This window comes from Pirellulales bacterium (assembly GCA_035656635.1).
GTDB lineage: Bacteria > Planctomycetota > Planctomycetia > Pirellulales > JADZDJ01 > DATJYL01.
In genome coordinates this window covers 1-10,919 of the sequence record DASRSD010000025.1, presented here as the reverse complement: position 1 = coordinate 10,919, position 10,919 = coordinate 1, and the positions used below count along the sequence as shown (strand labels likewise).

Genomic DNA, 10,919 nt, shown 5'->3' with positions numbered 1-10,919 from the left:
TCACCCGTATCACAGGCGGCAAGTACGTCTCGACGAAACTCCCTCGAATACGGTGCCACAGCAACCTCCTTGTTCAAGTTGCTGCGTAGCTTAACTAATTTGCCGGCATGGCGCTAGAGCTAGATGAAGAGCGCTCTAGATGCGGAAAAGTTTTACATCATTCTGCCTGACGACATTGGCCACGGCGGCTCCAGCAAACCCAGCGATGGTTTGCACGCCAAGTTTTCCAGCTACGATTATTCGGACATGGTCGAGGCTGAGCATCAATTTGTGACCAATGGCCTGAAGGTCAATCACCTGCGGTTGGTCTTGGGCACGTCGATGGGCGGCATGCATACCTGGCTATGGGGCGAACAATATCCCGACTTTATGGATGCGCTAATGCCGCTGGCCAGTTTGCCGGCGGAAATTTCGGGCCGCAATCGGATGTGGCGAAAAATGGTCAGCGATGCCATTCGCAGCGATCCCGATTGGAAAAATGGCGAATACGCTCAGCAGCCTTACAGTTTGCGCTGGGTGAGCGAACTAATGTTCTTGATGAGCAGCAACCCGCTGGTCCGCTATCAGGAAGCTCCCACTGCCAAGCAAGCAGATAAAATCATGGACGACTACGTCAAAGAGTTTCCTAGTCGGCACGATGCCAACGATGTGCTGTACGCCTTTGAAAGCTCTAGTAATTACAATCCCGGTCCAAAACTGGAGAAAATTAAAGCGCCGCTGGTGGCCGTCAATTCCGCCGACGATTTAATTAACCCGCCCGATGTCGGCATCTTGGAACGCGAAATCAAACGGGTGCCGCACGGCAAAGCGGTTGTCATTCCCGAAAGCTCCGAAACCCGCGGCCACGGCACCCACACCCACGCCGTCGTCTGGAAGCAATATTTGGAAGAGCTATTGAATCAAACTGACAAAAAGTAGCTGGCTGCAGGCAAAGCAACCTAAATGCCAATGGCCGCCTTGGCTTCTTCCACAACGTGCTCCGGTGTGATGTTGAAGTTTTTGTAGCAAGCCGGTCCGGGGGCGCTGGCGCCGTAGCTGTCCATGCCAACAAAGCGGCCGGAAGTGCCGATATAGCGGTCCCAGCCTTGGCGGATGCCTGCTTCACACGCCACCCGGGCAGTTACATCTGCCGGCAACACGCTATGCCGGTATGTCTCGTCCTGCATTTCAAAAAGTTCCCACGAGGGCATACTGACCACTCGGGCCGTAATGCCTTGCGCGGCGAGTTGATCATACGCCGTCACGCAAATCGAAACTTCGCTGCCCGTGCCGATCAAAATGACCTGTGGCTTACCAGCGGGAGGATCAATCAGCGTGTACGCACCCTTCGCTAAACCGCTAGCCTGGGCGTATTTGGTGCGATCGAGCGTCGGCAAATTCTGCCGCGTGAGAATCAGCGCAACAGGGCGATCTTTGATGCTCATCAATGTGCGCCACGATTCGGCTGCCTCGTTAGCATCGCCGGGACGAATGGTAACAGCTCGGGGCACAGCGCGGATTGCTGCCAAATGCTCGATGGGTTGATGGGTCGGGCCATCTTCACCCAGACCGATGGAATCGTGCGTGAAAATGTAGATGGTCGGCAGGTGGCCCACCGCGCTTAGGCGAAACGACGGTTTGCAATAGTCAAAAAAGCAGAAAAACGTAGCACCGTACGGCCGCAGCTTGGAAAGGGCCATGCCGTTGAGTGCTGCTGCCATGCCATGCTCGCGGATGCCAAAATGAAAATTGCGTCCGCCGTAATTATTAGGTTCGAAGGCTGACGAGCCTTCAAACGTTTGCAGCGTCATCGTGGAAGGAGCCAAATCGGCAGCGCCGCCTAACAGCCACGGCACACGTTGCGCCAATGCATTGAGCACTTTACCACCGGAAACCCGTGTGGCCAAACCTTTGGCGTCAGGCGCGAACGTCGGAATGTCGGCATCCCAGCCAGCGGGCAATTCGCGGCGATCCATGGCTTGCCACTGCGCGGCCAACTCGGGATATTGCTTGGCGTATTTTTTGAATTTTGCTTGCCACTTTTTATGCAGCTTTTTGCCACGGACAGCGACGCCAGACTGAAAGTTTTGTCGGGCTTCGTCCGGCACCAAAAATTGCGCATCGGGGGGCCAGCCATAAGCCTCTTTGGTGAGACGAATCTCGTCGGCGCCCAACGGTTCGCCGTGCGCTTTGCTGGAATCTTGCTTATGAGGTGAACCGTAGCCAATGTGGCTGCGGACGATAATCATGGTAGGTTTATCTTTAGTGCGGAGAAATTTTTTGTAAGCTTTCAGCAAGGCCTCCGTGTCGTTGGCGTCGGGGCAGCGAATCACGTTCCAGCCCAAACCCTTGAAGCGGGTGGCCACATCGTCGGTATAAGCAATCTCGGTGTTGCCTTCGATCGTGATGTGATTATCGTCGTATATCCAGCACAGGTTGGAAAGCTTGAGGTGGCCGGCAATCGAAGCGGCTTCGTTGGAAACGCCCTCCATCAAATCGCCGTCACTGCACAATGTGAAAATGTTGAAATCGAACAACTCAAAATCGGGCTGGTTGAAATGCGCCGCCAGCCAGCGCGAGGCAATCGCCATGCCCACGCTGTTGCCACAGCCTTGCCCGAGCGGTCCGGTGGTTGTTTCCACGCCGCTAGTATCGACCGCTTCCGGATGACCCGGCGTGCGACTGTGCAGTTGACGAAATTGTTTGAGTTGGTCGAGCGAGACGGCCAACTCGCCGGTCGGCTGGCCATGTTCATCCAATTGCTGCACGCCTGCTAAATGCAACAGCGAATACAACAACATGGAAGCGTGGCCGCAGGAAAGCACAAATCGATCACGGTTGGGCCAATCGGGATTTTCCGGATCGTATCGCAACACATGCTGCCACAAGGTGTAAGCAACCGGCGCCAGCGCCATGGGAGTGCCAGGATGGCCGCTATTGGCTTTTTGCACGCCATCCATCGCCAGCGTGCGAATCGTGTTAATGGTCAGCAAATCGAGATTGGCGGTGTCAATGTTCGATGTACTGTTTGTGGAGGAAGTATTTTCAGTGGTTGTGGACATAGGAAATGATGCCTGAATTTGTGTTTTGAGTTTGGGAGCAATTAGGCGTTTTGATCGATTATCAATTGTTTCCAGATACAAGCTTCACCGTTGAAGCTGGGGCGGGCATTTTGATCCATACAAGTGTAGCAGCGAAATTGATCCTTTCCTGGCCGTGGAAAACATCAAAAATCTAGGCCGTTTTGCCCTCAAAACCGTTTAGTGTAGCCACTTCGCGCAGCCAACGTCAATCACCAGAATCCGGGTTAGCCCTTTGCAGTTCGCAGGTGGCCGGCGCTCGATTGAAAGTATTTTTTCCGGCGCTGGGAGGTGCGATCGGAGGCAGCCCGATCGGCGGCGGAAGCTTGCTGCATTTTCAAATCGTCCAAATTGGCCTGACAGCAGCGGCAGCCAATCATTTCGATGTGAAAGCCAATGTAGGCAGTTTCTTGCTCCGACAAAATGCCCAATAGATGGCTGCCCAATTGTTCACGGCTTGGGCAACTGAGACGATAGCGCCGCCAGATTTCGCCTAGGGAATGAACGCCCGAATCACGACGGCCGATGATTTCCGTTAGTTGCGTCATGAGGCGCGAATCGCTGCGCAAGGCATCTTCGATGGCGGCCATGGTTTCAGCAGGCAGCGCTTCGTCGAGGTAGGCAATTAGATCAGCTTGAGAATACATGCCTGTACTTTGAATACTTATCTGCAATAACAGCGATTCATGTCGACCCTTCCGCAAGCTCTGGAAACACGTCTGTGGAAAGATGCTGGTGCTCCAGCAGTGTTCGCAATCTAGCTAAAAAATCGAATTTTTGATTGGCCACTTGCTGTTCGGACAAATCCAACTTGGCGGCCACATCTTTGTTGGCCGAGCCGCGCACAAACAGCAGTTCGGCGCAGCAAATTTTCCACCATTCGCCGCGGCTGCGCCAACGCTCGATTTGTTCGCGCATGGCAGCGGCCAAACCCGCCCCTTCCAGTTCCTTCCGTTCACCGCTTCGCATGATCGAACTCGCCGGGCGATCTTTCCCGGGCAAATTCCAACCGCCGCTGCTTGATTCGACGGTGGAGAGCGGCAGAGCCGGTCGGCGCCCTTCGCGCCGCAAATAGTCGGTTAGCTTATGGGCGGCGATGGAGAACAGGTAGCTTTCCAACGAACGAGTCGGATCGTAATTCGGCAAGCTGGTGAGAAAACCGATCAGCGTTTCTTGCACCACGTCCTCGGCGGCGTCACGGCGTCGCAGCCGGCTTTCTACGAATGCCAACAGCCGACCTTCGAACCGCGCAATCAGTTCGTTCCACGCCGCATCGTTTCCGGCGCGAATTTGCTCAATCAGCACCGCCTCAGCAGCAGCCATAGCAACCATCGCCAGTGGTCTGTAATCCGTCGATAATCCGCAATTGCGACCGCAAGTTTATGTCTTTGAAGGCTGTACTTCAAGTTCTGAGTTCGCCTTCAGCTTCGCTGCCGTGGTTCGTAGATAAATATACAAACCGCCCAGGATTGCTAAACCAGCGATAGAAAGGTTTCCCAGCTGCTGCAGATGAGACCATGACACGATTTGGCGATACCGACGATCCACTTCGGCGCGAAAATCTTTGCCAAATTCCAACTGAGCGTAGTAATCTTTGCCAATCACCATATTGTCGCCAGACGGAAATGTATGCTTGACGCAATTGTCGTGCAAATAGTTGGCGTCCAAGTGGATGATTTTGGAAACTTCTTCACCAGGATACAGCTTTTCGTCAATGTATTGCTGAGCGGCTAACAGCATCTGTGCGTCGAGCAACCCATCACGCCCCGAAGAAGTGGTGTCTTCGGCGCTCAGGTGAACCACATACAATTGAGAATCCTCTTGCTTGTAGGAACGCTTGTTCGTCCATTTTGGCGGGACATTCTTTGCGGAGTCCGATTCATCCGTTGACGTCGGTTCCATGCCGCTCGAGCGGTCGCCCGCGTCCGTCAATGGTTCATTTGTCTTTTTTCCTTGGTGAGTAGACGCTGCATTGCGCTCCTCCGCCTGTGGCGCATTTGCCACCATCATTTGTCCGTGGACATTGTCCATGAACACGTTGTTGGGCGTAGCAACCACAATATTAGGCGAATTCACACCTGGGACCGGCGGCGCTTGGACGGCGAACGGCGCCGATCGTTGGCTCCTGACTGCAAACAATCCCACAAATGCCAACAACAACACGGCCACAAAGGCAAATAGGCCCAGTGCATGCGGATGAAACAAAGCAAAAATCGCCAGATGCAGCGACTTAATAAGAATTACGACAAGGAAAATTCCGACGATGATCAGCAACATTTTTGGCCATAATGGAATTACGGGTACGTGCTGCATGGATCAACCTCACACGGCCGGACGCGGCAGTTGGGCGCGCTCGGCGGGGGTAAGCCAGGGACTGGCCAGTTGCACCGCAATGGCAATAGTAACCGTTAACATCCATCCCCAGGGTTGCGGGAACGGCCAGAAAAGACCGATCAAAAATGAACAAAACAATGTCACCGCGGTGTGCCAAATGCTCAGTCGTGTGCTCCGCAACGGATCAGCTAATCGCCACCAGCGCACAAACACAAATAGAAAGGCAAAATATGCTAAAAATGCAACCAATCGGGGAGAGCCGACGCTATCGAAAAAATTGTTCTCCAAACCGAGGGCGGGAATGTCGCCAAACCTGGATTCGTAATGTAGCGGCAGCGCCAGCCAAGTTGCCATTCCATACGACACTACGGAGAATGCCAGCCCGATCATCAGCATGACGAAGCGGCGCAGCACTGGATCGCCGCGAGTGCCTTCCCAGAATTTGGCGGCAATTAACACCGCCCACGATCCCAAAACCGCCGACGATGCCAGCCACGAGTATGCTACTGGATCGGGCGTTTCACCGCGCAAAATCATTACTACCAGACTCACGACGGCGCATACCAATGCAGAAAGCAGTAACGATCCGACAAGCTGTGTGAAGCGCTCGCGCGGCGGTCCCGGTTGATAGAGCGGCGCATCGGAAAACTTCCGCCATCTTCGCCGGGTGGGACTTTCGCGCAGCGGATAATTTACCGGCAGCGGTTGTTGTATGGTACCTGCGGGAGCAGCAGCGCTGGGTTGGTTGGGAACGGCACCCGCCGGGGCGATTGGTGGCGCGGATTGATTGACTGAATTTCCAGCAGCTTTTTTCGCCTGAACTCTTCGATAAATCCAATAACACACTAGTGCAATGATGACAAGATGGCCGACATTGATTCTTTCGCCGGTCGGATGGAAGAGCATTACCGATGCTTCGGTAAGATTGAACACCATAAACAACACCGCCGCCAAAACTAATAGCTTTTGCCAAGGCTTGAAATTCTTTCGTTCCCACCAGGCAGCCGCATCGTGAGTCCAACGATAAATGGGATCGTCGCTGACCGCAGGCTTCGGCTTATTAGCATCCTCGGCCGGCGCAGCCCGGGCATTTTTCGCCGCAGTAATTTCTGACGCTAAGGAAAAACCAGCAGACTGCGCACTTGTTCCCCCAGCCCCCACCACCACATTCGCGCCCGAGCGGTTTCCTATCGCTACTGTCGGACCCGCAAAGCGCGCTCCAGCCGTGAGAATGGCGCCGGGGGGAACCGGCGGCAGCATGTTGATTAATTCCGTTACTGTATTAAATCGCTGCTGCAGATCTTTGGCCAACGTCCGCGAGATGATCGTCCGATACGGCTCGTCCAAGCGGCTCACATCGGGCTCGGCCGTTAGATGCTTCATCAAAATTTCGCCGACGCTTTCGCCCTCAAACGGCACATGGCCCGTGAGCATTTCGTACAAAATAATGCCCAAAGCGTAGATGTCGATCTCTTTTCCATAGCGGCCGTTGGCGATTTCCGGCGCCATGTAATGCACCGTGCCTACGCTGCCGGTTTGCCCGCTGCGCCGGCTGCACGACATGAATTTCGACAAACCGTAGTCGCCGATTTTGACAATTCCCTCGTCAACAAAAATATTGCCGGGCTTTAAGTCACGGTGCACAATACCGTGATCGTGCAGATAGGCTACGCCCGCGGCAATGCCATGAATCCAGGCCAACGCCTCAGAAAGCGGTAAGCCATTGGGATGCTGGGCCAGCACTTCTTCCAGCGATTCGCCGGACATCAACTCCATGACCACCCAGTTATCGCCCTGGGCATCCTGCTTGACATCGTACAACGACAGCAAATTGGGGTGCTTGAGATTCAGACATTGCGTGACACCGCGAAGTTCAATATCCCAATTTCGGCGAATGAACTTCAGGGCAACTTCTTTGCCGGCATCGCTCGTGGCGTAATACACTTCGCCGAAACCGCCATGCCCAATCCCGCGCTTGAGGGTATAACCGGGCAATGGCCGAGAGCCGCTGGCATAGGCAAAGCGGCCTGTCGCAGCGTTTGGCGCACTAGGCGCATCACTACCGTCGGCGGGTTTGCTTGCGTGCGGTTGAGTGGCTTGGAGATTCATGACCGAAAGGTGGCCAGCGCCCTGCAATTAGCGACCAGCCAGATCAAAGGATTCTTTATTATCACAAGCCCGAACAACTTTTGCTAATACCACGATGTCAACACGATTGTTTCAGCGGCTCTAACGAAAATGCAAACTCTTCTCCTTCCACACGGGAGCCTGGCTTCAACGTGCAGCGTCCTGCCGTGTACTTCGTTCCATCGACGGTAATATTTGCCGACGTGCGGCAACACAATTTTTCAGCCTGGCGGAAAAGCACTATCTCATGCTGCCATTGTGGTGTAACGACATGGCTGGTGGCCCCTGGACCCATAATGCACGCTTCGGCCATCAGTAACACACCGTTGGTTGAAGGTTGAGTCCGATGCGGACTGACAAACTCCAACCGGGCCGTAGCGCTAAGCGGATGTGGTCGACGAAACCGCAACCGCACCGCGCTTCCTAATTCTATCGTACTCCCGTCCCATAACGGTGCTGTGCTAGTCACAGCTTTTCCGTCAACGTTCACGGGCCGTACGGCTTCAATGGTATAGGTTTCTCCTTCGCGGCGAATCACAGCCTGCCGCCGTGACAAATCGCCCAATATGGGCACATCGGGCGCCGCGCCGCTGGTGGCGGGCTGACCCAACGCTACTTCGTTTTTCTGGCAGACCAAATAACTGCCGACCGCATCCACCCACAACATCAAACGATCGGGCATTTTAGTCGACCCGTTCACTGCATCTCTCCAACGTACGACCAGTGGCCACCAAAATGGCCGCTCTGGATTCCAGTCGCTATTCAAGGGGCGTATCATGTCAGCGTAATCGGAACCGAAACAATGGAACAGGGGCAAACAGCCAGCATACGATGCGGAGTTATCGAGGAAGACACCTTTCTTTAGCCGGCGGCACGCTTGCCTCCGGAGAACAATGGATTGACCGTGGCAACCAACGAATTCTCCAGAGGCATTTCCTGGCGGCAATGCCCCTGCATTCTCGGCTACTTATGAACGCTAACTTCGGCCACCTTCACGTCGTTGGTGGAGTGATCCGTAGTCGCGGGACCATCGAGATACTCCGTCACCCGCTGAGCGATGTTGTCGGTGGCATTTGCCGGTTGATCGACAGGAATTTCTCCCTGCAGTGATCCTTCCGCATTGACCATTTTTTCTTCGACGGCAATTCGTGTACGCAAATCGCCGATTAAATCTTTGCAGTGTCCTAACTCGCTATTGTCAAAGTTATAGTTGCTGCTCGTTTGCGCGACTTCCACCATCTTCAACCGCGCTTCTAAGTTTTCCACGTCGACTTCTAGTTGACGTTTCTGAGCGAGCATTTCGTCCAGCTTTTGCCGAGCGGCATCCAGGCTCTTCTGGCGAGCCTCTTGCATCGCATGCAAACTGGCCAGCGTGGCGTCAGAAGTTTTGTATCGCTCCAGTCGGTTTGCCAAGTCGCCTTTGACTTGATCGACGTTAAAAGTGCGTCCGGCAAATTTGAACGTGCTGCCGCCATTGGTCAAGTCGTCGCGGAGTGAAGTCAAATCGGTGCGGTCCTTCTCCTGCTTTTTGCTCAACTGGTCGATTTCCTGGCTCAGCCGCTCCACTTCCACCTCTTCCTTAGCAATAATCTGCATGTTCTTGCGGATTTCCGGCATGATGTCTTTTACCATGTTGCGGGCCCGGTCAATTTCAAATTCCATGGGCACCGCCTGCTTGACAGAATCTTGAACCCAACCGGCTGCCGTGCCGACGTAACTGTGTAAATGCTTGCCGAAAATCAAAAAGGCCACTGCGGCTCCAGCGATTCCCCAAAACAAAACACGGCGCAACATGGTAGTACCCTCCAGAAAAAGAGCTGAATGCAAGCGGCGAAACTTCGCTTGCCATGGGGGTTCTTCGCTGATGATCAGGAAATCTTGGAAGAGTTTTTGTTTTTTTAAGTTGGTCTGCATGGGTTCGTCATCGGCCGTAGATAAACGACGCTGCTCAACCCCTTGCCGCACCATGTGTTACAATCTCAACGGAGGCTGTTATGCCCAATCCGTTGTCGACTGAAGAACTTATTCGCCGCATCCATGCCGGCCCCGGCCAACTTGTCCTGGTGGTCACCGGAGGCGGCAGCGGTGCAATTAGCGATTTATTGATACAGCCCGGTGGTTCGCGGACGGTATTAGAGGCAATTGTTCCGTACTCCGCGGCTTCGCTGGTGGAATTTCTGCATGCCCGACCGGAGCATTTTTGCTCTGCTCGAACCGCCCGAATGATGGCCATGGCGGCATTTCAACGCGCCCGGCATTTGCAGTTGAGGACAGAAAATGTACCCACATTGCCGGCGGATAGATTAATCTCGGCCGGCGCCAATCCAATTGGCTTGCCAGTCGGCATTTCTTGCACGGCCAGTTTGGCCAGCGATCGGCCCAAGCGTGGGCCACACCGGATTCATGTTGCCATGCAAACTGCGGCGGTAACCGCGACTTATTCGTTGGAACTTACCAAAGGCTGCCGCGCCCGTTGGGATGAGGAAAAGATTACCGTTCAGATAGTGCTGAATGGCATTGCCGAAGCATTTGGCATTCCCGAACGCTTGTCGCTACAGCTGGTCAATGAGGAGAAAATTGAATCGACGCACGCCAGCGCGTCGCAGGAATGGCAAGATTTATTGTTGGGAAAAACAAGGATAGTTCAACCATATTCCACGGCCACAGGACCTCTCCCTCCGCTGAACCACCAAAACGCAACTGCTGAATCTAATAAAGCTCCCCGCATCATTTTTTCCGGCGCATTCAATCCGCTCCATTCCGGACATTTACGGATGGCGGAAATTGCCGCCACCCGGCTTGGCCTGCCTGTGGAGTTTGAATTGTCGATCGAAAACGTCGACAAACCGCCTCTGGACTACACAGAAATTGCACAGCGGGTTGCACAATTTACGGAGAAACAATTACCGCTGTGGCTGACCTGTGCGCCTACGTTCGAGGAAAAATCGCAATTATTTCCCGGTGCCACCTTTGTGGTAGGGGCAGACACTATGCTGCGAATCGGCCAACCATGCTATTACGGAAATGATCTGTCGGCGACAGAATTGGCGATCGCTCGCATTGCCCAGCGCGGCTGCCGGTTTTTGGTGTTCGGCCGCTTGGTTGATCAAGCTTTTCAATCCTGCCGCGATTTGGAATTGCCCGAGCCGCTGCGAAAACTGTGCGATGAAGTCTCTATCAGCGAATTTCGCGAAGATGTCTCGTCGACGCAGTTGCGAACAAAGACCAATGACAAGTGAATACTAAATATCGCCGAGGGCTAGTGCCGTCGTCGGTTAATTGTAGCGGTATCCACAGTGTTGGAGGTAGTTGCGGCATTCGCTTTCGGTGAATAGATCGAGTACTTTGCCGCAGAGTTGCCAAAGTTTGTCGGTGGTTCGCTGGGCACCATCGCGGAGC

At 54.1% G+C, this 10,919-nt stretch carries 9 protein-coding genes; 2 read left to right on the top strand and 7 right to left on the bottom strand.

The features are described from left to right. Positions 1-123 precede the first annotated feature (123 nt). Positions 124-918: an alpha/beta fold hydrolase gene (locus tag VFE46_01935; GenBank protein HZZ26740.1), complete on the top strand. Its 795-nt coding sequence runs from the start codon at positions 124-126 to the stop codon at positions 916-918. A gap of 20 nt (positions 919-938) precedes the next feature. Here VFE46_01935 and tkt read toward each other — a convergent pair whose 3' ends face one another. From tkt to VFE46_01900, 7 genes are all read right to left on the bottom strand, one after another. Further along, positions 939-3,041: a transketolase gene (tkt, locus tag VFE46_01930; protein ID HZZ26739.1), complete on the bottom strand. Its 2,103-nt coding sequence runs from the start codon at positions 3,039-3,041 to the stop codon at positions 939-941. A gap of 245 nt (positions 3,042-3,286) precedes the next feature. After that, entirely contained in the window at positions 3,287-3,706 is a 420-nt protein-coding gene (locus VFE46_01925; GenBank protein HZZ26738.1) for a hypothetical protein, read from the bottom strand. A 37-nt stretch (positions 3,707-3,743) separates the two neighbouring features. Further along, complete coding sequence (locus VFE46_01920; GenBank protein HZZ26737.1) at positions 3,744-4,382, bottom strand: sigma-70 family RNA polymerase sigma factor; 639 nt, start codon at positions 4,380-4,382, stop codon at positions 3,744-3,746. A 57-nt stretch (positions 4,383-4,439) separates the two neighbouring features. Beyond that, a complete protein-coding gene (locus tag VFE46_01915) occupies positions 4,440-5,372 on the bottom strand; it encodes a hypothetical protein (GenBank protein ID HZZ26736.1) in 933 nt (310 codons plus the stop codon). A gap of 9 nt (positions 5,373-5,381) precedes the next feature. Then, complete coding sequence (locus VFE46_01910; GenBank protein ID HZZ26735.1) at positions 5,382-7,502, bottom strand: serine/threonine-protein kinase; 2,121 nt, start codon at positions 7,500-7,502, stop codon at positions 5,382-5,384. Between the two features lie 97 nt (positions 7,503-7,599). After that, entirely contained in the window at positions 7,600-8,220 is a 621-nt protein-coding gene (locus tag VFE46_01905; GenBank protein ID HZZ26734.1) for an FHA domain-containing protein, read from the bottom strand. A gap of 263 nt (positions 8,221-8,483) precedes the next feature. Then, positions 8,484-9,314 carry a hypothetical protein gene (locus tag VFE46_01900; protein ID HZZ26733.1) on the bottom strand — a complete coding sequence of 277 codons (831 nt, stop codon included), beginning with the start codon at positions 9,312-9,314 and terminating at the stop codon, positions 8,484-8,486. A gap of 200 nt (positions 9,315-9,514) precedes the next feature. Between VFE46_01900 and VFE46_01895 the strand changes: the two genes are divergently transcribed. After that, entirely contained in the window at positions 9,515-10,759 is a 1,245-nt protein-coding gene (locus tag VFE46_01895) for a hypothetical protein (protein HZZ26732.1), read from the top strand. Positions 10,760-10,919 lie beyond the last annotated feature (160 nt).

Bases quoted from the DNA above. Each gene is read 5' to 3' on its own strand.
- VFE46_01925 (HZZ26738.1), bottom strand. From the start codon at position 3,706: ATGTATTCTCAAGCTGATCTAATTGCCTACCTCGACGAAGCGCTGCCT.
- VFE46_01920 (HZZ26737.1), bottom strand. From the start codon at position 4,382: ATGGCTGCTGCTGAGGCGGTGCTGATTGAGCAAATTCGCGCCGGAAAC.
- VFE46_01915 (HZZ26736.1), bottom strand. From the start codon at position 5,372: ATGCAGCACGTACCCGTAATTCCATTATGGCCAAAAATGTTGCTGATC.
- VFE46_01910 (HZZ26735.1), bottom strand. From the start codon at position 7,502: ATGAATCTCCAAGCCACTCAACCGCACGCAAGCAAACCCGCCGACGGT.
- VFE46_01900 (HZZ26733.1), bottom strand. From the start codon at position 9,314: ATGTTGCGCCGTGTTTTGTTTTGGGGAATCGCTGGAGCCGCAGTGGCC.
- VFE46_01935 (HZZ26740.1), top strand. From the start codon at position 124: ATGAAGAGCGCTCTAGATGCGGAAAAGTTTTACATCATTCTGCCTGAC.
- tkt (HZZ26739.1), bottom strand. From the start codon at position 3,041: ATGTCCACAACCACTGAAAATACTTCCTCCACAAACAGTACATCGAAC.
- VFE46_01895 (HZZ26732.1), top strand. From the start codon at position 9,515: ATGCCCAATCCGTTGTCGACTGAAGAACTTATTCGCCGCATCCATGCC.